Genomic DNA, 23,323 nt, shown 5'->3' with positions numbered 1-23,323 from the left:
ATTCAAGGGACTCCAGACCTGCTTCAATGATTACCGCAAACTGTTTCATAGAAAGCTCTTCTTCGCTTAACAGCTCGACGAATTGATCTAACAGGTCGACGACTGCATTCCACGATTGTTCATGCTCTCTAGCTGAAACCAAATCTCCTGCTTCTTCGGCCTCCAGCTTTAGCTTTTCCAATTTTTCCGGTACATGTAATTCTTCAAGATATAGATAAAGGGCTTCGCATATTTCTCTACCATTTTGAGACTTTTTCACTCGTTTTGAGAGCTTCAAAATGGGCTCAGTAAATAATTGCTTCAGCTCATTCAGTTCCTGCTCAAGCTTCATTTCCTTATCCGTTTGGGCTCGGTCTTCGAGCTCCAGTCCACGGAAGCGGCGGTAGGTCCATCGGTCTTTAGAAGTCCACTTACCTCCTTTAATCCCACGAGCAAGCACATAAYTTTCAAGCTTATCTACCTGCTCACGCATTCGGTCGTGGCTTTTTTGAAGCGGGAATAGTAGCTCCGTTTTGATTGCCCGAAATACAGGTTCATAACGCCAATAGCCATTTATGATCTCCAATGTCGATCGAATCAGTTCAATCAGGGGATGATTGAGCATAGTTCGTTTAGAATCCACGAACAGTGGAATTTTATAATCCCGAAAAACTGTTTGTAAAATATCTTCGTATGCTTCTCCATTGCGAACTAAAATCGCAATATCCCGAAAGCGGTGCTGTTTTTGTCTGACAAGTGTCAAGATGTTCCGGGCGACCCCTTCAATTTCAGCCCTGCGGTTAACTGCCTGAGCAATCGTTACTTCAGAGGGGTTCTCAAAAATTCGCGCAGGACGTTGGGCAAAATAGGTTTCCAGATGATTCAGCCCCGGACTCCCACCAAACCTTGCTGTACCGTTTAGAATGCGATCTTCTGCTATTGGAATTCCAGCCCTTAATCCCGCTTGATAAAGCTGATGATACAGATTCCCTGTTTGCCTGAAAAGCTGCAGATCATCAGGCGCATATTGTCTGTAGGGCTGATCTAATGTCAACGCAATTGTTACACTCTTGCACAGCTTCATCATTTCTTCTACAATCAATAATTCCTGTGGTGTCAAGCTGTAAAAACCATCGATGTAAATATCCGAGTCTCTTATATATGAAGACTCTGACATTTTTTCTATAAGTAAAGTAAAATAGTCTTCAGAATCTAAATATTTTCCAATCATTTCATCCTCAAAAGCCTGATAAACCAGTTCAAGGTCATGTAGTTTATCCTGAATTCCATTGCCTCCCGGTGATGTTTCGGTCAAATAGTTTTGAATGTCATCCGGTTGGATGGAATATTGCTTGAATTCAGCCAGTATTTGTTCCATTTGAGCAATGAATCCCTGCTTATCAGCAGATCGGCGAAACATTTTCAAATCTTCTTTTTTATCATCCATAATCTTTCGTATCAACATATTAACGCCAACACTGTCCAAATGAAGACGGCTCATTCCGCCAGTTTCCTGCAGAACGCGCCAAGCTAGCCTACTAAAACTGAATACCTGTGTCCGTATCATTCCAGCGAGGCCTGGCGTTTTAATTAATTTATATTCCGATAGAAACGTCATCTGATCAGGAACGAGGTAAATTATTGGATTGCCTTCGGGGTCCTTATCCAATCTGGAGCGAATTTCGTCCAAAACATTCGAAGTTTTCCCTGCACCCGATCTTCCTAGTAAAAAACGTAGTGACATCTTTTTCCCCCTTATACAACATAATATCTAGACCTATCATACCAGAAATACTGCCGTCTTTTTGACATGGTTTCTGTTTCCAGTTTCGATTTGTTTCCTATTATTTTACCGTTTCCTTAATAATACCAATCGTACGTTCGTGTTTTAATCAAAAGAAAAAGCCCTCAATAATTTCGGGCTTCCGCAATCATTCACCTTTAAACTGCAAATTAAATTCTTTGATTGGCCAATATCGCACATCAACTTTACCAACTACATTTTCAACTGGTATGTAACCAAAGTGGCGGCTGTCCGCACTTTCAAGACGATTATCCCCCATGACAAACAGCTTGCCATCTGGGACAGTGGTCGTATCAGTGATTTCTTTTAATGTAAAATCACCCGTAAAGTTCTGCCCCGGGAACCCCTCCTTAAACTTCTCAAGATAAGGCTCATTCACTTTCTCACCATTTACATAAAGCCAATCATCCTTGTAACGAATGCGGTCACCTGCAATCCCTATAACTCGTTTAACATAATCTTCGTGTGAATTCGCATGAAAAACAATTATGTCAAATCGGTTGATATCCCTGATTTGATAATTAATTTTATTCACTACAAGTTTGTTACCTTCTTCAAGTGTCGGCTGCATCGACTCCCCTTCAACATCATAGCTTGAAAAGAAAAATGTACGGATTAAGATGTAAATAACAAAAGCAATCATGGCTGCTTTTACCCAGTCGGATAAAGAATTTCTGTTTGTTTTTTCCATCTATTTCAACCCCTACTGCTGCATTTATATTCTAATACTTATTTCCCTTCTTCTCTCTTCATGCTTCTATTTATCCGGACCTCCAGTCTTTTTCCTACATACCATAGGATAAAAATGACAATACCTATGATGATTGTACGCACAGGCTTATGAATAAGGGATACMAGATCATACCCTACGAAGCTAATCGTAAAGATCATCACTGCTTTCCCTCCTATGACAGCTAGTCCATATTGCAACGGGCTGACCTTTGAAAGCCCCGCCACTATGTTCACAATAGCTGATGGTGTAAAAGGGAAGCAGAGCAGTATAAACAGAGGTCCGAATCCATGATTTTCTACCCAAACCATTAGCCTTTGCACCTGTTTATGTTTCTGCAAAAGTCGAAAAAGCCTCATTTGACCATATCTTCTAATAACTAAAAAGATCAGAAAAGCTCCCGCTACCGCCCCAATCCAAGAAAATAAAAAACCCCACCAGAGACCAAAAGCCGTTGCATTAGCGAGTACAAACACAACTAAGGGTAAAAAGGGCAAAAAAGCTTCCAGCATCGGTAGCAAAATTCCCGGGATTGGACCGAATGAGCGATATTGCTGAATAAGTGCCGATATATTATCAAGTGTAAACCACTCACGTATAGTATCCAAGTCCATAATTATCTCCCTCGACATGCCGACTATTAAAGCAGCATAAACTTATTAAAAAGCTGTTCTATTTTAGATATATCACTTTCCTCTGAAATTGCAAGAATTATTAACCATATATAATCATACTTTCCCTATCTCAGGAAAACATAATCTTATTAACAAAAATTTCATCATTTCAACAAACCGCTTGCATATCAGCTGATAATCCATTAAGATGGATTAAAGAACGTATGTTCTCGTTTGTATGAAGCATACATATTAATATGAAAACCTGCTTTTTTAGAAAGGAGCGGTCATGATGACCCGCATTCCAGAGGATGACCGAAATATGATTGAAAAAGCCATCTACCTTCCTATGGTGATTACAGTCTTAAACCGGGATCTCAAGGTCATCGAAATAAGTCCGTTTAAATTAAAAAGGCCCTATTCAGAACTAGTGGAACTTGTTTTAAAAGCCGTTCAGGAAGAGCTTGCCGAGGTGCGGCGCTATTTGCGTAAGGAGAATATTAAGGTAAGTGAAATTAAACGCGATGAATCCTTTACGATGTATTGTTTTTTATATAAAGGATACGAGGAACATCATAATTATTTCAATCCCCGCCTTCGCAACAAAACCGAAGACTTATTGTGTAATTACTTTTTCGAATGAAGTCACCGCCCCAAGAAAATTTAGCGGAATTAGCTTAGTTCAGACGTCCTCCTAAAACTATAAAGGGAATGATAGATAATTTCTTTCACTGCCTTTAAGGAATATGGAAGTATAACCAAAAATAAAGTTGATAAGACCACTATCTCAGTTTTATCAACTTACCCTTTAACCTTTGGCTATTCCACCTCTCAATCCTAATCTATATAATTCAATCCTCTCTTTCTTTGTATCTATCTGGAATTTTATTTTTCCATATTTTCATAAATTCTTATTCTCGAATTCCATATCCTTTTCATTTGGCTTATCAAAAATATAAAAGTGTTGAAGAACTGTTGTATCTTTCTTTATCAAAACACTAGTAACATTCCCAACTATTTCAATCTCTCGTATTCACCTTCCATCACTTTTTGAACAACATCTATATTTTCTCCTAGCTTTAATAGATAACAGGTGCTATGAAATATTACTTCTCGATTAAGGCATAACCTATGTAATCAAGAGCATACTGAATATCCTTCACCATTTTAGTTTTGAGATTTTTTAAATCAACATTATTTACCTGCTCCTAAGCAAAGGTTGGAGTAACACCCGTTATTTAGTCGCTTACTGATTAAGGCAAACATTTTCGAGGACACAGATCGCAACGAATATTAGGTAGGGCTCGTATGCTCATAATTAATTGTCAGTTAAATCACCCCAATATAAAGATAACCCCGCCTTATACATTTTATATACCTTTTTTCAATAATATCATTTTAGGGTTAACTCGACATTTTTACAAAGAATGTTATAAGTATATATTAGGAACAAATGGATATATTATCTATTATTTTATATTTAACTTGGTCATTATTACGGGCTATTTATATAATGGGAATGAATAAAACGGCAAATCAATAGAATCTCTTAAACACTATCATTATGTGTAAAAAACCTTTGTGAAAACTTTGTGAAATATTGAACATAATAGTTGAAACATAGAGGTTACCTATTATATTATTAATTATGAAGGGAATCACTAACAAACTTATACCCCTTTGTTTGATCGTGAAAAGTTTCTCCTATCCCCTTATTTCTAATAAAAAACCATGCAAATGTTTTATTTGCATGGTTTTTCTTATTTAATAATAATTTGAAAATGAAAGAATTTCTGATATGGATTTCAATTGACAGGCCAGGGATTCAAACACGATTAATCGTAAATACCCAGGATTATTTAACTGGAATTTTATTAACTTGCTTTATTTCGTTACTTACAATTTCTTTTCATATTACTTAATGAGGTGCTTGTTCCAAAAATATTATGCCTAAATCCCCATTTTCCTCATCACACATGATAAATTTATACTTGGAGGCGAAAAAATGAAAAAAATTAATATTCTACTAGTAGCTGTTCTTGTTTTATCTTTATTTACAGGAATCAAAACAACTGAGGCAGCATCAAATGTGAAGGTACACTTTATCAGCGTTGGACAAGGAGATTCAATCCTTATTCAAACCGGTAACGAAAACGTTTTAATCGATGGTGGCGGTAAAGGCAAGGGCGACGAGGTTGTTGCCTACCTAAAAAAACAGAAGGTAAAAACTCTTAATGCCGTAGTTTCAACTCATCCAGACGCTGATCATGTAGGTGGATTAGCTTATGTGATTAAATCGCTTAATGTAAAATCTGTGTATGCACCTAAAGTTTCTCACACTACGCAAGCATACAAAGACTTTTTAATGGCTGTTAAGAAGAAGAAACTTACAATAAAAAAAGCGACGACTGGCGTAGAAATTACAACGAAGGCAAAGAATATTTCATTAAAATTCATTGCACCTGTTAAAGACTATGCTAAGTCTGATTTAAATAACTGGAGTGCTGTTCTTTTACTTAAACACGACAAAAAGACATTCTTGTTTACTGGTGACGCTGAAGAGAAGTCTGAAAAAGATATGCTGGCTAAAAATCTAGTACCTAGTGTGGATGTGCTTAAAGTTGGCCATCATGGCGCAAAAACATCATCAAGCTCTGCTTTTATTAAGAAAACAAAACCGAAATACGCAGTAATCAGTGTAGGGAAAAATGGATATGGGCACCCTACTTCTACAGTTGTAAAACGATTAAATTCGGTTAAAGCTAAAACATATCGTACAGATAAATCAGGTAACATTATTTTTACTTCTACAGGTCAGAAAATTACTGTAAAGACGGTGAAATAAATGGTACAAGGAATTATTGATCGCTTCGAAGGAAAGATTGCTGTCGTTGAAATCGATGGAGGAGATTTGAAGGATTTTCCTAAAAGTTCTCTTCCTAAGGGAGCCAAAGTAGGAGATATGCTGATTATCGATGGTGATAACATCACCATTTCCAAAGAAGGCACTGAAAAATTAAGAAAAGAAATTGACGATTTAATGGATGAGTTATTTGAAGATTAATTCTGGAGCCCTTCTCAAATGAGAAGGGCTTTAGTTGTTGTACACTAATCCATTTTGCTAGAGCAAGTATTTATTATCTTCTGATATGTATGATTGTATGAAAGTATGAATCTCTAACATACCATTAAGATATACTTCACGGCACCTTTACCAAATATACTACCCTTTGTGCTCTAGCGTGGATTATACTTTGACATCATCTCTGAAGCTTTTCCCCCATTTGCATCGGTGAACAAATAGAAAGACTTTCTCTTTGTTTCCTCAATCCTTTGGATTAGTTTAGTTTTTAAAAAAGATGTCCGATGCAGCTGGTTTTCAAAAGAACTGCATGATACTTCTATATCGATGGTTTGTTTATTTCGGAATGTAACCTTTGTATGTTTTGAATCTAAGCGATCATAGGATACCACATGCTCATGAGATAACCAGATGCATTGAGGACGTAAGGGAGATGTAGTCGGAAAGAAGAAAATTGAACTAGTTGGATCAATCGCAATCGGCGCTTTATGAGTGATATTTATAAGCTGCTTCGTTCCATCCTTTCGGCCCTCATAACTTGATCCAAAGTACTCACAGCTTTTCTTGACAATTTCCAAAGGTTTGAATGGGGAAATGAACTCGTCCTCCAATTCAACGATTTGGGCGTATATTTTACTTCCATAATTGATTGGCATAACCATTAAAGTATAGGGAGTGATTTCATATTCTTCGATAATTCCCTGACAACTTTCCTTCAACTTACAACCACCTCTTCCTTACTGCTATTAAAAGTGTAACTTTCAGCATTTGGTTATTATTTTCCCTCTACTGAGAAAACAGCTAAGATTTCGATCAAACCTTTTACCCTGCCCCTCCCTAATACCTCAAATGGCTATAGAATATAGGACAGTTAGTTTATATGTGTTAAATTCCTCACTATAATAGCACAATTAGAATAGGTTATAAGCAAGTTCACAAAAAATTAAAAATTCTTTTCAAACGTGGTCATTTCGTCATCTAAACGACACATTCCCTTTTAACATCCAAATATTTAAAATTTTCTGTTGATTTTATCCGCTTAAATCCATATACTAATAAAAAGGGTCAGGGGTGGTTACTTTGAAAAATGAAAAATCTTATTCAGAGTCAGTGAAGTCCTTATCAATGAGCGAAATGAAAAACGATGCTGTAGTTCAGGAATTGTTAATTGATATGATTATTCTAGAATCCGTCCTTAATACCAAAAAGAATATCCTTGCGAAACAAATTGATGAAGCGTTAGATACGAAAGACAAACCTTTATTCCTAAAACTAAGTTCTGAAATGAACATTTTGCTAAAACAGTTTGGAAATTAAAAATAGCTAAATAATCAAAAAGCCTCCCCAAATGTCGGGAGGCTTTTCTATTTCTTTATCATTCTTTATGAAACATCCCCATGACCTCGGCTGTTTCAGTTATATTTACAAAAGCATTCGGATCCACTTCTTTTATCATAGCTTTTACATCGGTTAATTGATAACGAGTAATGACGGTCATCATTACTTTACTCTTTTCTCCGGAGTATGCACCTTCACCATCCATGACAGTAATTCCCCGATATAAGTTGGTAAGAAGCTTCTCTTTCAATTCGTCACTCTGTTTCGTAACAATCATTAATGTTAATTTAATGTGATTAGAATGAATTGTATCGATCACTTTTCCTGCTGCATATATTGAAATCAATGTATATAATGCGGCATCCCAACCAAAGATGAACCCTGAGATAACAACCACAACTGCATTCATCACCGATAGTAATGAACCAAGTGGAAAATCGCTTTTCTTAGCCAAAAGCATTGCAATGATATCAAATCCGCCGGAAGATCCTGAAGCACGGAAGATGATACCGATACCAACCCCCGAAATGATTCCTCCAAATAAAGAAGACAGAATTGGTTCAGTGGACACTCCATGAATCGGAATGATATACAAACTGACAGATATTACGACAACTGATAATATCGTATATGTGATAAAACGTCTTCCTAATTTTATATATCCCAGAATCAACAGTGGCAGATTTAACAGGAAATTCAATATCCCTGTGTTAACTGGGGTAATGATTCCTAACATAATCGCAAGCCCACTAAGTCCGCTGCTCAAAATTAAATGAGGAATCAAAAATAGATTGTAGGCTAATGCAACAAGCACTGAGCCTATAATGATGAAAAGTACATTATACATAACTGATCTCCTTATAAACCAACTGGGAATTTAATTTATTATAGTAGAGAACCTAAGATTTATAAATTAAAAGTTTTTTCTGAAAACAAACTACAAACTTCCACTTCCCCCGAAATAAGGCAAGTAAAAAAGCCAGCTGATTTTCAGCTGGCTTTCAATAATCCTTTGTATCATCGTTTTCAACAGTAGAAATCCGCTCAAGCATCGTTGGATGGGAATAACGCAGCCATTTAACTAGTAATGGGGGATTCACCTGACTCAACCCCGCCCTCGTGAGTTCCTGGAACGTTGTGATTGCCGATTCTTTATCACCAGTCATTTCAATAGCATAACGGTCAGCCCTTGTTTCTTGATATCTGGAAACATAATTGGACAGCGGACTGGAGGCAAACAGTAATACACCCGTAATTAAGAGAAATAATGGAAGTGAAGAGATGCTATCAATCGAATGTATTTTTAACATGTTGCCCCAACGTCTAATAAAGTAATTCATGATTTTCGATGTCAGCCACAAACCAACTAAAGTCATTCCTAAATAACCTGCTATACCAATATATATATGTTTTTCAACATAATGAGCCATTTCATGTGCCATGATAAAAAGTATTTCATCTTCCTCTAGTTTGTTCAAGATCGTATCCCAAAGAACAATTCTTGAGTTCGAACCTATACCAGTTACATATGCATTCAGGGCATTTGTCTTTTCTGCCATATTTACTTCATATACATGTTCCGCCGGAATTTCGGCCTGTGCGGCAAGTGCCAATATTTCCGTTTCTAATTCTTTATTTTTCAGTGGATAAAATTCATTATACAGCGGATCAATCAATACAGGCTGTAAAAACATCAGGAACAATGAAAATGGAATCGACAACAACCAAGCGTAAAGCCACCACTTCTTCACACTTTTCTTCATTAACCAATATAAAACTGAAACGATGATGAACATCATCCCAAAGTTCACCCAGAAATCGATGACTTCATCCTTCATCCACGAAGAGAAACTCTGGGTACTGATATGGTAACTTTTACTCATCCTGTAACCAATGAAACTGATTGGAAACAGCGCTAGATAAGAAACCAACGAAAGCCAAAATAAATAAATACCTGTTTGGATCACTTTCCATTTAGAGGTCCCCAAAGCCGATTTTTCAAATGCTTTTGAAAACCCAAATAATAAAACAAAAAAATACAATAGCCATTCATATGGAGTCGAAACGAAAAAAAGAAAATTCCGCAACCCTGAATACTCTTCGCTAAGCTTTAGTTCCCTTGCATTCAGAAATGTTGCAGGATCTGCTGCAGTACCACGTAATGCTTGGGGAATAGAGGTATCTGCCCCATAGAAAATATACCAATACATCACTGCTACGAAAAGTATATATAAAAGAACCGCTCTTCCTGCCCATTTCCTAACCATTACGACCCTCCTTTAAATCTAACCTACCTCTTATAGTTTAATCCAAAATGGACATGTTAGAACCGTATTTCTGTCTCCATATCATATAATGACAATAAATGTTCAAATAATCTTCATCATTTCGCCCGTTTTCATTCCATTGTTTAGAATTCAGTCCTGTATAGTGAAGATAGATAATTATAAAGACTTGGGGTGACAAACAAAGATGAAAAAAATTTATATTATTTTTACAATTTTATTAGTGATGGGCATTGGATCAGGTATCTTTTATTTTACAGAATATCGTCAGTCAAAAATGTATTTTCCAGATGATATAGTGATGAAAACACAAGAGGGTGAAACATTCAGCTTCTCTGAATTAGAACCTAAAGTCCGGCTATTGGAGTTTATGTATATTGATTGTCCAGATTTATGTCCAAATACCACATTTCAAATGCAAAATATTCGAGATCAATTAGTTAAGAAAAATATTTTTGGAAGTAAAGTGGAGTTTTTAACTATCACTTTTAATCCGGAAAAGGATTCAGCTAAAAAAATAGATGCGTATGCAAATACATTTGAAGTAAATAAAACGGATGGCTGGGAGATATTACGAGGTTCACCTGAAGATACCAAAAAGCTAACTGACCAATTTGATTTTCTTTTTCGAGATTCAGGAACCGGCGAATTTGTCCATACTACCGCAACCTATTTACTCGATGTTGAAAATCGTGTCGTCAAAGTTTTTGGAATGGGTGAATTTGATTTCGATAAAGAGGCAGTGTATAAAGCCATTTTGAAAGAAGTCGATTAATTGCAAAAAAGGACCCTCTTGAGTAGTAACCCTTTCATACTCCATATAGAACTCCTGTTTTTAATCACAAAAAAAGCTATCACCGTATATTTTCAGGATGATAGCCTTTTTCTTTGTTCCTCATCAATGAGTTTGTCTAGTTGGATTATGCTTTCCTTTGCACGCTGGAAATCAATTTTGCGATAATGGTGTTTTCCACCTTCTTCTTCATCTTTTTCGTCGGCCCATTTGACGACCTGCTGAAGCGGTGTTCGAATAATATCATTTGAAGGTAAAAATGAATCGGTGTGAAATAAAATGGCGAGGGAAATAGTCTTGGCTTTAACCGGATTTTCTCCAAGCCGGATTAACAGTTTATGAGCTCTTTCTGCACCTTTAATAGGATGGATATCATTTTGTTTGTACAAATCATAATCCCATTTTCCATTGCGGTACCAGGTGAAATGACCCATATCATGCAAAAGACCAGCTTTGGCAGCAATATCAGGATCTACGTTATATTCGTTTGCTAGGTGAAACGCATGATAGGCAACGGCAATCGCGTGTGCAAGGCCTGATCTGTTCAAGTATTTTTGAGCAATAGGATGTGTAAAAATATCTAAAAGCTCTACATCTCTCATCTTACCCCTCCTTACATGTAGTGAAATTTTTAATGACAATCATAACTCTTTTTGAAACAAGAATCAAGACTTTAAGCTCCCCACTATATACTTTATGCATGGCGATACACTTTGCTTGTACAAAAAGGAGACTATTGCATGTGAAAGGCAATAATCTCCTTAGATACAAATCATATTTAGTTTTGAGTTACATGAGTTTTCAAGGAACGACGTAAAATTTTTCCTGTCGTATTTTTTGGAAGTTGATCTAAGAACTCAATTTTTGTTGGAACCTTATATTTAGCTAAATGTTCTAAACAATAAGCAAGTAATTCTTCCTCGGTCAATGCATTATTTTTTTTCACCACGAAGCAATGAACTACTTCACCTTGATTAGGATCCGGCACGCCAATCGCTGCGGCTTCAATCACTTCAGGATGGGCGTATAAAACCTCTTCGACTTCACGCGGATAGACATTATAACCACCGACAATGATTAATTCCTTTTTACGATCTACAATAAAAAAGTAGCCTTCTTCATCCATCCGGGCTAGGTCACCAGTATAAAGCCAGCCGTTTTTTAAAACAGCAGCCGACTCTTCCGGCATTTTGTAATACCCTTTCATTACATTCGGACCTCTGACAATCAATTCGCCCACTCCATTGACAGGCACTTCTTCATCAAGCTCATTTACAACTTTGTTTTCAACATGAAGGATTGATGTTCCGATTGATCCGGCCTTCCTTGGACGATCCAAAGGATTAAAGCATGTGACAGGTGATGCTTCAGACAAGCCGTAACCTTCTGAAACAATAATATTAAATTTCTGTTCAAAGGATTCCAGCAGCGAAACTGGCATGGCAGACCCACCTGAAATACATATTCGTAACGAATTCAAATCTTCTTCTTTACCATCTTGATATTGGAAAAGGAAATTATACATTGTTGGTACGCCAGCAAAAACAGTCGCATTAAATTTTTTGATTAGCCTGAATATTTCCTTTGGACTGAATTGCGGGACAATTAAAAGTGTACCCCCACTCAACAATGGAGCATTCACAACGACTGTTAAACTGAAAACATGAAACATTGGCAGTGTAGTAACAACACGGTCATTTTCCGTGATTTTTAAATATTCGCCGACATCATGTGCATTGGAGTAAATATTTGTATGTGAGAGCATGGCACCTTTTGGCTTTCCAGTGGTCCCAGAAGTATATAGAATGATTGCCGTATCTTCAGGATCCAGTCTCGGTCCTAAAAAGTGGACATCCCCCTTTTTCAGCATCTCTGTAAACGATTTCATTTTAGGGTAAATATTCAGTTTACTTATATCCCCATTAGCCAGTTGCGTTTCACAAATTACATATTGTTCAACACTTGAAAGAATGGGGTTCATATTCTCTAATAAGGGTAAAAGCTTATCTAAAGCTACAACGACCTTTACATCGCCATTATTCAGGATGTACCCAATTTCATCAGGTGTGTAAATTGGATTTACTGGTATTACGGTCGCCCCTGCTCGTAAAGCCCCATACAACGAAATAATAAAATGTGGAGAATTGCCTAAAACCAACGCAACATTATCACCAGTTGAAACACCAAGCTTATGTAGTTCGTCTGCAAACTTTGTTACGGCTTCATCCAATTCTCCATATGAAGTGGATTGATCCATAAAATAATAAGCTGGCTTATCAGCCTTTCTTAAAGCCGTTTGATGAAGCTGTTCAGATAAATTCATCGTTCTCCCTCCCCTGTAAAAAGCATGAATGAATAATCATTCATTTTTAGCTCAAACTAAATACAGTTTTATTATATTAAAAGTAAATGATTACAGCAACATTTTTATCCAAATTCAAGCAATTAATGTCATTATTAGACACAAAAGCCGTCCTTATAGGCTCGGACGGCTTTTCAAAATTAATATATTAAAGCTAATATCTCATCTTTTGTTACATTGCCAAAATAATGTCGAACATCTATTTCATCTAATACCGAGCTGATAGATTCTTTTTCATAACGAGTTCCAGTAAGCTTTTGTTCTATGTCAATAACTTCGCCAACTCCAAAGAAGTCACCGTAAATTTTACAGTTCTCAATGATTCCCCTATTCACTTCAAGACGGATATCAACCGATCCAACCGGGAACCTATGTGAGTTTTGCAAGTTGAATTTAGGTGATTTTCCGTAGTTCCACTCCCAGTTTTGATATCTTTCCTCTGAGATTTTATGAATCTTATCCCAATCTTCTTCTGTTAAAACATACTCCGTAACTTCTCCACTATCTTTAAAAATATTTTTCAGAAGGAAAGAACGGAATTCCTCAACAGTCATCGGTTTTTTTAGAAAATCAACGATATTACCGACACGGCTTCTAATCGATTTAATCCCTTTTGACTCAATTTTATCTTTTTTCACTTTTAAAGCGGAAACAATATGGTCCATTTCTGATTGAAACAACAATGTCCCATGACTGAACATCCTGCCCTTCGTTGAAAACATCGCGTTGCCAGAGATTTTCTTTCCTTCAGCAAGAATATCATTACGTCCACTTAATTCAGCATGAATTCCTAGTTTTTCAAGCGTTTCTACCACAGGTTGAGTGAATTTCTTGAAGTTATGGAAGCTATCCCCATCATCTTTCGTGATGAAACTGAAATTGAGATTTCCTAAATCATGATAAACCGCTCCACCCCCGGAAAGACGTCTGACAACAGTAATACCGTTATCTTCAACATAATCGGCATTAATTTCTTCAATCGTATTTTGATTTCTCCCTATGATGATTGAAGGACGATTAATATAGAATAAAAGATAGGTTTCATCTATATTTAAGTGTTTGAGTGCATACTCTTCAATAGCCAGATTAATCTGTGGATCTGTGATTCCTTTGTTATCAATAAAAAGCACCGTTGTTCCCCCTTGTCGACTTCATTCATACCCCTGATGATTCATTTATAGTTGAAATTCGAGATTGCTTTTCGCTACTGCAATTTCCCGTTTGAAAACCTCTGATGCTTCTTTTTTCAGTTGATTCAGATCACCATAATGTGGAAGATGAGTTAAGAGTAAAAGCTGGACGTCTGCCTTATCAGCAAGTATGCCCGCTTCCCTAGCTGTCATATGGCCGGCATTTGAGCCGTCCATATTGCTGTAAAAGTTGCTTTCACATAATAAAACATTTGCATCCTTGGCGAAATCAGCCAACTCATCCATATAAGAGCTGTCCCCTGTGTATACAATCGAATGATTTTCAGCCTCTATTCTCATTGCAAAGCATGGAACTGGATGTTTTGTTTTCATAAAAGTAAATTTGCATGGACCGATGGTTAAAGGCTCATCAGCAGAGTAGGCAATCCCCTTTGTTATATCTTTATAGGTTAACTTTTCAAATTCGGCAGCATCTAAATCATGGCCATAAATAGGAATAGTCCTTTTTTCGCTGCCCAGTATTTGCTGAATTAGCGCAGCGTGTTGCAGGACACCTACATCCGCTACGTGATCCGGATGATAGTGGGATAATACTACCGCACCGAGTTCCTCCGGCTTCATATGATTTTGTAGCTGTGATAGAACACCGCTACCGCAATCAAGCAGAATGCGAAAATCTTCATATTCAAGCAAATAGCCAGAACTTGCCTCATTTTTAGCTGGATATCCGCCCCAACAACCAATTACGGTGATTTTCATGCTTAGGCACTCCTTTTTTCTCTCAATGACTTCCCATTAATATAAACTATTCTTCCCCTATTTTCATCTTTTTTACCTATGTTATAAAACATACATTGACACATTGATTCTGTTATAATACAATGAATACTATAGAAAAGAAATTAATAAAAAAATTCAGGAGATGATGTTCATGATTCAAAGTAGCGTTGAGTTCTTTAAAAACCTGCCTCCTAAACAATGCAAGGAATGCGGAAAAAAGATTGAAGAACAGCACGAATGTTATGGAAACCACTGTGATCATTGCCTTTCTGTAAAGTAATAGTTTACGTGTTTCACCATCCGCTTCCCAATTAGCAGGATGATCCCATATAAAGTTCCAGTTTCGCAGCTGGACCTATCCCCAAATATAAAAAGACGATCCAATTAATTGGATCGTCTTTTTATATTTCCTTCAATTTGAATGTGCTGTTTCAGGTCATATAAGCAAAAAAATAGAATTATCAAGTAACAGATAATCCTTTAAATAAATATATTTTGAATAGCTCAGCAATTTCTTCTTTTCCTAATGGTTCATGATTCCTCTCCCAATCGAAAATAAGGGCAAGGTACATTTTTAACATGAGGAAAGCTGTTATTTCTGGATCACAAGGCTGAATATAGCCTTTATCAATCGCTGAATTAAGTTTTTCTTTAATATAAGAAACAATAGCTTCTTCCATTTCATTAACCATTTCCTGAACAGCCGGTGTGCCAATTTCCCGTTCTTCCTGAAGAAGTTTTAAAGATAATTGATGTTCCTGTCTAAACTCCAAAATACGATAAACAGCTCGATGAAGGTTTTCAAAAAAGGAGAATTGATCATCCAGGGATTGTTCAGCCTCATATTTCATTTCCTCTATCATCCGCTGAACAATTTCTTTAAAAAGCTCTTCTTTATTTTTATAAAAGGTATAAATGGTTCCTTTTCCGACATTGGCAATTTTAGCCACTTGATCCATTGTCGTTGCCTTGTATCCAAAAAGGGAAAAAGACTTGGTCGCGGCTTCTAAAATTAATTTTTTACGATCAACAGACATTTTCCACCTCAATTCCGACCAAACGAACAGAATAGTCAATAAGTTCAATAATATCTTACCAAAATCTTTCTGTTTTTTCAATTAATTTTTTACAAACTTACAGAACATACACAGTATTCATCTTCAACGTATATAGAAACAGTGGCTATCCTCGTTACTGGACAGCCACCTTATTAGAAATGAAGATGTTATTTTGTTAAATGAACTCAACGACTTTATCGACTACGGCCTCAGATTGATCAATGCAGTACGGCAAACTGAACCTGTCATATGTACTACCTGCAAGGAATACTCAGCTGCAAGACCAGTTATTCCTCCTCCGATTATGACAATCGTTTTCATTGTATGATTCACCATTCATCGCCCTATTTTGAAAATTATTTCTCCTGTAATTTGTTTATTATAATTGTAGACAAGGCGTCGATAAATGCTGGTTTTACATTTGGCATATCAGGTCGGTAGTAACCGGCTCCAATTTCATCTGTAACAACTTTACATTCATAATCATTATCATAAAGAACTTCAAGATGCTCGGATACAAAACCAACAGGAATATAAATGAAGGCCTTATATCCTTTTTCTTTATAGAGATCTCTAGTCAAATCCTGCACATCCGGTCCTAACCACGGTTCAGGYGTTTGTCCGGCACTTTGCCAGCCTACTGCATAATTGGAAACCCCTGCGCCTTCAGCGATTAGATTCGCCGTTTCTTCAAGTTGCTTTGGATATGGATCTCCTAATTGTAAAATCTTTTCCGGAAGGCTATGTGCAGAAACAACCAAAGCATAATTATCGCGTTCTTCCGAAGTCATTTTTCCAATTGTCTCTTTTAGTTGGTCCACCCAATATTGAATGAATTTTGGCTCATCATACCAGCTTTCAACAGAAGTAATGGTCAGACCACCCAATTTAGCTGCTTCATCCTGCGCACGTCCATTGTAAKACTTCACACTGAAAGTTGAAAAATGCGGTGCCAATACGATACTGACCGCTTCCGAGATCCCATCATCATGCATTTGTTTAACAGCGTCTTCAACAAATGGTTCGATATGTTTAAGCCCTAAGTATGCCTTAAATTCAATCTCTTCCTGAATTGAATTTAATTGTTTTTCAAGCGCTTCTGCTTGTCCTGCTGTGATTTTTGCAAGGGGAGACAAACCACCAATCGCTTCATATCTACCTTTAAGATCGGCAATCAATTCTTCACTAGGTCTTCTTCCATGACGAATATGTGTATAATATCTTTCAATATCCTCTTCTGTGTACGGAGTACCATAAGCCATGACTAAAAGGCCCATTTTTTTTCTTGACATGTATTTACACMTCTTTTAAAAACCATAAGCCATGACTAAAAGGCCCATTTTTTTTCTTGACATGTATTTACACCTCTTTTAAAAATTCCGTTCTTTTAAATTGTGCATCCACATAAGGTTTTTTAGCAAACAGTTCGCTCAGGTTTACTTCTTATTTGATGAGTAATCATGAATGAAAGCGGTCAATTTCTTCAAAGTTTCCGGATTCACGGATGGGAACACCCCATGTCCAAGATTGAAGATGTAGCCATCCTGCTGCATACCTTGGTCAAGGATTTGTTTCGTCCGCTCTTCTATTACATCCCAAGATGATAAAAGGAGGGCAGGATCAAGGTTACCTTGAACTGTTTTCTGTATACCCATCTTTCTTGCTTCCGAGATAGGAAGTCTCCAATCCAATCCCACCACATCAATCGGCAGATCATTCCACTCCAATGCCAAGTGACTTGCACCAACACCAAACATAATTAAAGGTACATTTTCTTCACGTAAGGAGGCAAAAATGCGATTCATGATCGGCTTGATGAACACCCGATAATCTTCAACATTTAACGCCCCAACCCATGAATCAAAGATTTGAATGGCTTTAACACCCGCTTTAATTTGTGCCTTTACATAGATGATAATCATATCTGCTAACTTGTCCATCAAAGCAAACCAAGCTACCGGCTCAGAATACATAAAAGCTTTCGTCTTATTGTAGTTTTTGGAAGGACCGCCCTCTATCATATAAGAAGCAATCGTAAATGGAGCACCTGAAAAACCAATCAAAGGTACAGTCAATTGCTCTGTAGTTAATAATTTGATGGTGTCCAACACGTATGGGATGTCTTCCTCAGGATTTAATTCTCCTAATTTTTCAACATCTTTCACCGATTGAATTGGATTAGATATGACTGGACCGATTCCTGACTTAATTTCTACATCCACTCCTATGGCTGGTAGCGGTGTCATAATATCTTTATATAAAATCGCGGCATCTACATCATATTGCTCCACAGGCAATCTTGTCACATAGGCGCATAATTCCGGCTGGTGAGTAATTTCAAAAAGGGAGTACTTTTCTTTCAATTTACGGTATTCTGGCTGTGAACGGCCGGCTTGACGCATATACCAAACAGGCACATGATCCGTTTTCTCACCTCTCGCAGCTTTTAAAAATGTATCATTCGTAATTTCCTTAGACATTAATATCCACCTTTCAAGCAGTCACGTTCTATTTTTTTATTCATACTTACATAGAATATCAGATGGAAGTTGAATTTCAAATTGAATCTCCTTAAACTATAGCTTTTTCTATAATAGAAGTATAGCCAAGCTAATTATTTGTCAGAAAATCGACGTTTTTAGGATTTTCTCAGACTAATTTCCAAAGCTATTTGAATTGGACATGAAGATTTATATTTGATTAGAAATGGTAAAAACACTATTGATTGGGTAAAATGGGTATACACCTACTATTAGTGTTTGGAGGGGATCTATATGAATGTGTTCATTACATCAGGCACATACGATTTTTTAAAAATCAAAAAAGATAAGCACCCGAATGAAAAAATATTACTTATGCAAAATTCTGAAACTGCAGTGCTTTTGCATGAAACACCAGGAAAAACAATTTTTAGCTCACCACGTAAATTTGAAGTAGTGGATGGAAAGGGTGACCTTCAAGATCATGGATATGTGGTTATGAACAATATCCCTGTCAGTGAAGAAGGACGTCCGGTATTTGAACACCGTTTTAAAAACAGAGCAGGCTTCATTGAAAAAGAACCTGGATTTGTCGCCCTTCGTGTCCTGCGACCAACCAATTCAGAAACTTATGTCATCTTAACTATATGGGAAAAGCAAGCGGACTTTTTGAATTGGAAAAAATCTAGTTCTTTTGAAAAAGCGCATAATGGCGATTCTAAGCCTCCTGTAACGAATTCCAGCCAGAAGATGTTCTCGGGGGAAGCGTATGTGACGCAATATACTTTGATGAAGGATTCTGAAGAATAAGGTATTCTTGTCGCAACCCCGCATCAAAAACAAAATGCCCATCCTTAAGAGGATGGGCCTTTTTATCTTTCAAATCCGAATTGTTAGATTTGGATTTGCTGCTTGCGGTCTTCCAAAATGATACTGACATGAGGATTTGAGTGTATTAATTCCTATGAAATACGACAAATTTCTTCTTTATTTCCGGGGAAATGATTTTGTTAGTTACAAATATCGCACCTGTATATCAATGTTTCATATTACTCTCCGTTCCAGCCACTGATACAAACACAGACACGTTAAACTATATCCAACACCAAGCACAAAACCAGCTAGGACATCCGTGGGAAAATGTACTTTCAGGGCAATCCTGCTGATTCCTATGACGAGTACTAGAAGAATGAAACTAATTCCTACTCCCCATTTCACGTTTTCGATTTGACTTCTTTTATTATAAAGTAAGCAATCATACTGAAAAAAATAAGGCCCACCATGGAGTGGCCACTTGGAAAACTGAAGCCAGCTGCCTTGACCAAATGATTTTCCGGTCTTTCTCTTTGAATAAGGTTTTTTATCCCTCGCTTCAACAAGTCCCCTCCAGCCACTCCAATCGAGAAAACGGCTATAGCCAAATAATCCTTCTTTTTCATCCATAAATAAAGGATAAAAAGTAAACTTCCAAAGCCAATAAATATTGAACTGCCGAAATATGTAATCGATTTAAAAAATGTAAACAAATATGTATTCTCCACCACGGTTAAATGGTCCAAAATAAATTCATCAAACGCTAGAACCTTCCCATTTTGAACTTCATTCATCAAAAAAATGAATATGATCATGCAAAGCAAAATTACGGTAATCCTTGCATATTTAATCATGATATAACTCTCCTCGGAGTGGTTTTATAATACTTTTGATTATTCAGATTATGATATACTATTTACAATTAACAATCATTTAGGAGGTGCATAATGATACACCAATTACACGCTCTTTTAGAAGGGTCTTATGAAGAAATGGTTTCCATTAGGCGATATCTTCATCAACATCCAGAGCTTTCTTTTCAAGAAACCAAAACTGCAGCCTTTATTTCTGATTATTATCAAAATCTAGGTATCGACTGTCAATCAAATGTGGGAGGTAATGGCGTAGTTGCAAAGATTACCGGCAGTAAACCTGGTAAAACAGTGGCATTGCGCGCTGATTTCGATGCCTTACCTATTCAAGATGAAAAAGAAGTATCCTATAGGTCTACTGTTCCAGGGGTCATGCATGCATGCGGTCACGATGGCCATACGGCGACTCTTCTAGTCCTTGCAAAAAACCTTCATGAACTGAAAGATGAGCTCGAAGGTCAGTATATTTTTATTCATCAGCATGCGGAAGAATATGCTCCAGGGGGCGCTAAACCAATGATTGATGCTGGCTGCCTTGATGGCGTGGATGTAATTTTTGGCACCCATTTATGGGCTACGGCTCCTACAGGAACGGTTCAATACACTTTAGGGCCAATAATGGCTGCTGCTGATCGATTCGAAATCCTGATTCAAGGGCAAGGAGGACACGGAGCCCAACCACACAAAACCCGTGATGCGATTGTTGTAGGTTCACAGCTAGTGGTCGCATTACAACAAATCGTAAGTCGGCGTCTTAACCCATTAGATTCTGCAGTTATCACCATTGGTTCCTTCGTGGCCGATAATGCCTTTAACGTCATTGCAGATAAAGCTAAAATTGTGGGGACCGTCCGCACTTTCAAGGAAGACCTCCGCTCATTTATAAGCGAAGAAATAGAGCGGGTTGTCAAAGGAACTTGTTTAGCTGCCGATTGCACCTATGACTATAAATATTTTCAAGGTTATCCAGCTGTTATCCCCCATAATGAGGAAACAAAATTTCTTATCGAATGCACCAAATCGGTCAAAGAAGTTCTAGTTGCAGAGGAAATTGACCCAGATATGACAGGAGAAGATTTTTCTTATTATTTACAAAAAGTGAGAGGTACATTCTTCTTTACAGGAGCCAAACCCAAAAATGATGTACATACCTATCCTCATCACCATCCTTTGTTTGACATCGATGAAAAGGCGATGCTCATTGCCGCCAAGACATTAGGCACTGCAGCGGTTACATATCATAATAAATATTCATCTACTCAGGGTGAATGAATATTTATTACAAATAAAGATAGGGACGGGTTATCCCCGTCCCTTTATTTAGTTAGAAGTCTAACTCGGTAACAATTAATTGCTGTTTCGCCAAGGTGTTCAAGCAAATGATGATTAGCATACGCACCAACAGCAGCCCCAAATCCTGGTACCAGCTGAAACATTTTGATTACATCTATGTGATCGCGATATTCCTGTTGAAATTCCTGCCAGTTGATTTCGTGCACATTCTCTGAATCCCATTCTTCTATAAACCGTAATGTTTCCATCTTTTTTTCCTCGCTTGAAAAAGCCAGCTGAAAAATATGAAGAATAAAAAGGCGTTCCTCATACTTGTTTGGGTCAAAACCATACAAACGTGATATTTCAAATAATAACTTCATCTTAATGCTTAAAAGGAGAGGAAAATCAGCCAACCCTATTAAAAGACCGGCTGCTCCTGTTCCAACACCTTCAATAACAGCTGTTTTTCGATAGGCCGCTATAGTTTCCGCAACCCATTCTTCCTTTTGTTGTAAAGATAGCAGCATCACATTTTTTTCTTTTGACATATATTTAGACCCTGATAATACGGCATCTACCATACTTTTAATGCTATCAGCAATTACTTTATGCACTCGGTTTGGAATATAACTGTTCACTTTTATTTGAGCCTTTTTGGACATGCGCTCAAGCATGCCCGATTTCTTAGCAATTTTCTTTTTCCATGAAACAAGTTCAGAAAGTGCCGTTTGTTCGTATGCATTCATTTCCCCACCCCCACTATTTATGTATATACTCCTGAAATGGCTTTTAGTTTCAATTTTCTTTTTTAAAGGCTCAGTTAAACAAACATGTTGATTTTAAATTAAAAAGGGCCGTTACCGGTCTTTTTGGAAATACCTTAAGGAACTAAAGCACCCGTTCAGAGTAATTTTATGTTGTACTTCAACATTTCTGCCACGATTGTGAAAGAAAAACTTACTATCGTTTAACAGAGCCTTTTTAAAAGATGAAGCTGATTTTTCTTTTGAAAAATCAGCTTCATCTTTAAAAGTTTTTAATTTTCTTTATTGCATAATTTTTAAAGCCCAACAGGAAAACAAGCCCCATCGCCAAAGCAGCTAAAGCAGACATCCATTCCCCTTTTATAAGCAGGGCTATACTGAAGACAAGGTCCTCAAATAATAGGAAATAAGAAATAAGCTTTATTACTGCGACTTCTCTCATTTTTGCTGGCAAAGGATACAGTGACACCCATACTTTCCATTCATGTGCCTTCCAAACCGGCAGAAGTTGGAGAGCTGTCATAAATAGGAAAATAAAGGAGACAATCAAATGTGCCCATATGTTTGTAAAAACAGCCAAAACAACTGAGCCAATTACCGTTAATCGCAGGCAAAGTCCAACATAATCATTGGAACGCAGTAATGTTCGGGCATAAAGATAATTATACGTTGATTTCTTACCATACGGTATGAAGTCTAACAGCCAGTCCATCCATTTCCTTCTTGCAACCTTCCCTCTCAAATGAGGAACATCAGTAAACATATTCGCGATCTTGTAAAAGGAAGTCATTCTTTTATTTTCAAGATCAACAAGCCGCTCCCACTTCAGTACAAAGCCCCTAGTTGCACTACGGTAATACCTATATAGTCCTACCAATAATATGATGGTTATAAGTACAAATAGAATATTGGCTTTTGAGCAAACAAAATAGAGCAGCACTCCATTAAGTAAAAATCGGATATAGGAGTCCCAATGGCTCRCTGATGCATCCTGATATTTCAACACTTGCCAACGCATAATTAAATTTAAATATTTAATTATCAACAAAACAACAAGAATGACCCCAAAGTCTGCACCGCTTGCACCCGTAACCTTCGCATACATCGGTATAAATGCAGTAAAGACAATCAGCAGGATAAAGC

26 protein-coding genes are annotated in these 23,323 nt (G+C 37.1%); 8 read left to right on the top strand and 18 right to left on the bottom strand.

Annotated elements, in window-relative coordinates; translation table 11 throughout:
• The 3 genes from AC1DUW_RS11310 to AC1DUW_RS11300 form a co-directional block, all read right to left on the bottom strand.
• A partial coding sequence (locus tag AC1DUW_RS11310) for a helicase-exonuclease AddAB subunit AddB (RefSeq protein ID WP_477642549.1) occupies positions 1 to 1,723 on the bottom strand: 1,723 nt, incomplete at its 3' end.
• Positions 1,724 to 1,910: 187 nt separating this feature from the next.
• Positions 1,911 to 2,474: a signal peptidase I gene (gene lepB, locus AC1DUW_RS11305; protein WP_053344945.1), complete on the bottom strand. Its 564-nt coding sequence runs from the start codon at positions 2,472 to 2,474 to the stop codon at positions 1,911 to 1,913.
• Positions 2,475 to 2,512: 38 nt separating this feature from the next.
• Positions 2,513 to 3,127: a TVP38/TMEM64 family protein gene (locus AC1DUW_RS11300; protein WP_053344944.1), complete on the bottom strand. Its 615-nt coding sequence runs from the start codon at positions 3,125 to 3,127 to the stop codon at positions 2,513 to 2,515.
• Between the two features lie 292 nt (positions 3,128 to 3,419).
• On the opposite strand from AC1DUW_RS11300, the gene AC1DUW_RS11295 reads away from it, so the two are divergent.
• The 3 genes from AC1DUW_RS11295 to AC1DUW_RS11285 all read left to right on the top strand — a co-directional run bounded on the left by AC1DUW_RS11295 (position 3,420) and on the right by AC1DUW_RS11285 (position 6,191).
• The gene (locus AC1DUW_RS11295) at positions 3,420 to 3,770 is read left to right on the top strand and encodes a YhjD family protein (protein WP_053344943.1); all 351 of its coding nucleotides are present in this window, start codon (positions 3,420 to 3,422) and stop codon (positions 3,768 to 3,770) included.
• Between the two features lie 1,362 nt (positions 3,771 to 5,132).
• Complete coding sequence (locus AC1DUW_RS11290) at positions 5,133 to 5,972, top strand: ComEC/Rec2 family competence protein (RefSeq protein WP_053344942.1); 840 nt, start codon at positions 5,133 to 5,135, stop codon at positions 5,970 to 5,972.
• Positions 5,973 to 6,191: a DUF3006 domain-containing protein gene (locus AC1DUW_RS11285; protein WP_053344941.1), complete on the top strand. Its 219-nt coding sequence runs from the start codon at positions 5,973 to 5,975 to the stop codon at positions 6,189 to 6,191.
• A 173-nt stretch (positions 6,192 to 6,364) separates the two neighbouring features.
• On the opposite strand, the gene AC1DUW_RS11280 is transcribed toward AC1DUW_RS11285, so the two are convergent.
• Positions 6,365 to 6,928 (bottom strand): competence protein ComK, encoded by a 564-nt coding sequence (locus AC1DUW_RS11280; protein ID WP_053344940.1) that lies wholly within the window; start codon positions 6,926 to 6,928, stop codon positions 6,365 to 6,367.
• A 361-nt stretch (positions 6,929 to 7,289) separates the two neighbouring features.
• Between AC1DUW_RS11280 and AC1DUW_RS11275 the strand changes: the two genes are divergently transcribed.
• Positions 7,290 to 7,526: an IDEAL domain-containing protein gene (locus AC1DUW_RS11275; RefSeq protein WP_053344939.1), complete on the top strand. Its 237-nt coding sequence runs from the start codon at positions 7,290 to 7,292 to the stop codon at positions 7,524 to 7,526.
• Positions 7,527 to 7,584: 58 nt separating this feature from the next.
• Here the strand turns inward: AC1DUW_RS11275 and AC1DUW_RS11270 are convergent, their stop codons facing one another.
• On the bottom strand, positions 7,585 to 8,394 hold the full coding sequence (locus AC1DUW_RS11270) for a YitT family protein (protein WP_053344938.1): 810 nt from the start codon (positions 8,392 to 8,394) through the stop codon (positions 7,585 to 7,587).
• 154 nt (positions 8,395 to 8,548) lie between these two features.
• Entirely contained in the window at positions 8,549 to 9,814 is a 1,266-nt protein-coding gene (locus AC1DUW_RS11265) for a M48 family metallopeptidase (protein ID WP_053344937.1), read from the bottom strand.
• A gap of 205 nt (positions 9,815 to 10,019) precedes the next feature.
• On the opposite strand from AC1DUW_RS11265, the gene AC1DUW_RS11260 reads away from it, so the two are divergent.
• Positions 10,020 to 10,607, top strand: a complete 588-nt coding sequence (locus AC1DUW_RS11260) for an SCO family protein (RefSeq protein ID WP_053344936.1) — start codon at positions 10,020 to 10,022, stop codon at positions 10,605 to 10,607.
• Positions 10,608 to 10,699: 92 nt separating this feature from the next.
• On the opposite strand, the gene AC1DUW_RS11255 is transcribed toward AC1DUW_RS11260, so the two are convergent.
• From AC1DUW_RS11255 to AC1DUW_RS11240, 4 genes are all read right to left on the bottom strand, one after another.
• Positions 10,700 to 11,227 (bottom strand): HD domain-containing protein, encoded by a 528-nt coding sequence (locus AC1DUW_RS11255; RefSeq protein WP_053344935.1) that lies wholly within the window; start codon positions 11,225 to 11,227, stop codon positions 10,700 to 10,702.
• Between the two features lie 176 nt (positions 11,228 to 11,403).
• Positions 11,404 to 12,948: a fatty acid--CoA ligase family protein gene (locus tag AC1DUW_RS11250; RefSeq protein WP_477642548.1), complete on the bottom strand. Its 1,545-nt coding sequence runs from the start codon at positions 12,946 to 12,948 to the stop codon at positions 11,404 to 11,406.
• Between the two features lie 179 nt (positions 12,949 to 13,127).
• Positions 13,128 to 14,117 carry a lipoate--protein ligase gene (locus AC1DUW_RS11245; protein ID WP_053344933.1) on the bottom strand — a complete coding sequence of 330 codons (990 nt, stop codon included), beginning with the start codon at positions 14,115 to 14,117 and terminating at the stop codon, positions 13,128 to 13,130.
• A 45-nt stretch (positions 14,118 to 14,162) separates the two neighbouring features.
• A complete protein-coding gene (locus AC1DUW_RS11240) occupies positions 14,163 to 14,897 on the bottom strand; it encodes an MBL fold metallo-hydrolase (protein WP_053344932.1) in 735 nt (244 codons plus the stop codon).
• Positions 14,898 to 15,069: 172 nt separating this feature from the next.
• Here AC1DUW_RS11240 and yhfH point away from each other — a divergent pair, with 172 nt between their 5' ends.
• Positions 15,070 to 15,198 carry a protein YhfH gene (gene yhfH / locus AC1DUW_RS11235; protein ID WP_083450670.1) on the top strand — a complete coding sequence of 43 codons (129 nt, stop codon included), beginning with the start codon at positions 15,070 to 15,072 and terminating at the stop codon, positions 15,196 to 15,198.
• 181 nt (positions 15,199 to 15,379) lie between these two features.
• Here yhfH and AC1DUW_RS11230 read toward each other — a convergent pair whose 3' ends face one another.
• The 4 genes from AC1DUW_RS11230 to hemE form a co-directional block, all read right to left on the bottom strand.
• The gene (locus AC1DUW_RS11230; RefSeq protein ID WP_053344931.1) at positions 15,380 to 15,955 is read right to left on the bottom strand and encodes a TetR/AcrR family transcriptional regulator; all 576 of its coding nucleotides are present in this window, start codon (positions 15,953 to 15,955) and stop codon (positions 15,380 to 15,382) included.
• A 222-nt stretch (positions 15,956 to 16,177) separates the two neighbouring features.
• Positions 16,178 to 16,312 (bottom strand): hypothetical protein, encoded by a 135-nt coding sequence (locus AC1DUW_RS11225; RefSeq protein ID WP_477642547.1) that lies wholly within the window; start codon positions 16,310 to 16,312, stop codon positions 16,178 to 16,180.
• A 20-nt stretch (positions 16,313 to 16,332) separates the two neighbouring features.
• Positions 16,333 to 17,268, bottom strand: coding sequence for a ferrochelatase (hemH, locus tag AC1DUW_RS11220; RefSeq protein WP_477642546.1), 936 nt, complete (start codon positions 17,266 to 17,268; stop codon positions 16,333 to 16,335).
• Positions 17,269 to 17,412: 144 nt separating this feature from the next.
• A complete protein-coding gene (hemE, locus tag AC1DUW_RS11215; RefSeq protein ID WP_053344929.1) occupies positions 17,413 to 18,456 on the bottom strand; it encodes a uroporphyrinogen decarboxylase in 1,044 nt (347 codons plus the stop codon).
• 294 nt (positions 18,457 to 18,750) lie between these two features.
• Here hemE and AC1DUW_RS11210 point away from each other — a divergent pair, with 294 nt between their 5' ends.
• On the top strand, positions 18,751 to 19,266 hold the full coding sequence (locus AC1DUW_RS11210) for an antibiotic biosynthesis monooxygenase family protein (RefSeq protein WP_053344928.1): 516 nt from the start codon (positions 18,751 to 18,753) through the stop codon (positions 19,264 to 19,266).
• A gap of 234 nt (positions 19,267 to 19,500) precedes the next feature.
• Here the strand turns inward: AC1DUW_RS11210 and AC1DUW_RS11205 are convergent, their stop codons facing one another.
• Together AC1DUW_RS11205 and AC1DUW_RS11200 are read right to left on the bottom strand one after the other, a co-directional pair.
• A complete protein-coding gene (locus tag AC1DUW_RS11205; RefSeq protein ID WP_477642545.1) occupies positions 19,501 to 19,674 on the bottom strand; it encodes a phosphatase PAP2 family protein in 174 nt (57 codons plus the stop codon).
• On the bottom strand, positions 19,671 to 20,123 hold the full coding sequence (locus AC1DUW_RS11200) for a phosphatase PAP2 family protein (RefSeq protein WP_477642544.1): 453 nt from the start codon (positions 20,121 to 20,123) through the stop codon (positions 19,671 to 19,673). The genes AC1DUW_RS11205 and AC1DUW_RS11200 overlap by 4 nt, the downstream gene beginning before the upstream one ends.
• A 93-nt stretch (positions 20,124 to 20,216) precedes the next feature.
• On the opposite strand from AC1DUW_RS11200, the gene AC1DUW_RS11195 reads away from it, so the two are divergent.
• Complete coding sequence (locus tag AC1DUW_RS11195; protein ID WP_053344926.1) at positions 20,217 to 21,413, top strand: M20 family metallopeptidase; 1,197 nt, start codon at positions 20,217 to 20,219, stop codon at positions 21,411 to 21,413.
• Between the two features lie 44 nt (positions 21,414 to 21,457).
• Here AC1DUW_RS11195 and AC1DUW_RS11190 read toward each other — a convergent pair whose 3' ends face one another.
• Positions 21,458 to 22,162, bottom strand: a complete 705-nt coding sequence (locus tag AC1DUW_RS11190) for an EcsC family protein (protein ID WP_053344925.1) — start codon at positions 22,160 to 22,162, stop codon at positions 21,458 to 21,460.
• A 280-nt stretch (positions 22,163 to 22,442) separates the two neighbouring features.
• Positions 22,443 to 23,323, bottom strand: an 881-nt coding sequence (locus AC1DUW_RS11185) for an ABC transporter permease (protein WP_477642543.1), incomplete at its 5' end; no start/stop codon positions are given.

The sequence above is a fragment of the Peribacillus sp. P4_C12 genome, from assembly GCF_056402095.1.
This window is presented reverse-complemented; position numbering and strand designations above follow the sequence as displayed.

Bases quoted from the DNA above. Each gene is read 5' to 3' on its own strand.
- AC1DUW_RS11240 (WP_053344932.1), bottom strand. From the start codon at position 14,897: ATGAAAATCACCGTAATTGGTTGTTGGGGCGGATATCCAGCTAAAAAT.
- AC1DUW_RS11285 (WP_053344941.1), top strand. From the start codon at position 5,973: ATGGTACAAGGAATTATTGATCGCTTCGAAGGAAAGATTGCTGTCGTT.
- AC1DUW_RS11210 (WP_053344928.1), top strand. From the start codon at position 18,751: ATGAATGTGTTCATTACATCAGGCACATACGATTTTTTAAAAATCAAA.
- yhfH (WP_083450670.1), top strand. From the start codon at position 15,070: ATGATTCAAAGTAGCGTTGAGTTCTTTAAAAACCTGCCTCCTAAACAA.
- AC1DUW_RS11265 (WP_053344937.1), bottom strand. From the start codon at position 9,814: ATGGTTAGGAAATGGGCAGGAAGAGCGGTTCTTTTATATATACTTTTC.
- AC1DUW_RS11200 (WP_477642544.1), bottom strand. From the start codon at position 20,123: ATGATTAAATATGCAAGGATTACCGTAATTTTGCTTTGCATGATCATA.
- AC1DUW_RS11195 (WP_053344926.1), top strand. From the start codon at position 20,217: ATGATACACCAATTACACGCTCTTTTAGAAGGGTCTTATGAAGAAATG.
- AC1DUW_RS11260 (WP_053344936.1), top strand. From the start codon at position 10,020: ATGAAAAAAATTTATATTATTTTTACAATTTTATTAGTGATGGGCATT.
- AC1DUW_RS11230 (WP_053344931.1), bottom strand. From the start codon at position 15,955: ATGTCTGTTGATCGTAAAAAATTAATTTTAGAAGCCGCGACCAAGTCT.
- AC1DUW_RS11290 (WP_053344942.1), top strand. From the start codon at position 5,133: ATGAAAAAAATTAATATTCTACTAGTAGCTGTTCTTGTTTTATCTTTA.
- hemE (WP_053344929.1), bottom strand. From the start codon at position 18,456: ATGTCTAAGGAAATTACGAATGATACATTTTTAAAAGCTGCGAGAGGT.
- AC1DUW_RS11295 (WP_053344943.1), top strand. From the start codon at position 3,420: ATGACCCGCATTCCAGAGGATGACCGAAATATGATTGAAAAAGCCATC.
- lepB (WP_053344945.1), bottom strand. From the start codon at position 2,474: ATGGAAAAAACAAACAGAAATTCTTTATCCGACTGGGTAAAAGCAGCC.
- AC1DUW_RS11225 (WP_477642547.1), bottom strand. From the start codon at position 16,312: ATGGTGAATCATACAATGAAAACGATTGTCATAATCGGAGGAGGAATA.
- AC1DUW_RS11255 (WP_053344935.1), bottom strand. From the start codon at position 11,227: ATGAGAGATGTAGAGCTTTTAGATATTTTTACACATCCTATTGCTCAA.
- AC1DUW_RS11270 (WP_053344938.1), bottom strand. From the start codon at position 8,394: ATGTATAATGTACTTTTCATCATTATAGGCTCAGTGCTTGTTGCATTA.
- AC1DUW_RS11250 (WP_477642548.1), bottom strand. From the start codon at position 12,948: ATGAATTTATCTGAACAGCTTCATCAAACGGCTTTAAGAAAGGCTGAT.
- AC1DUW_RS11190 (WP_053344925.1), bottom strand. From the start codon at position 22,162: ATGAATGCATACGAACAAACGGCACTTTCTGAACTTGTTTCATGGAAA.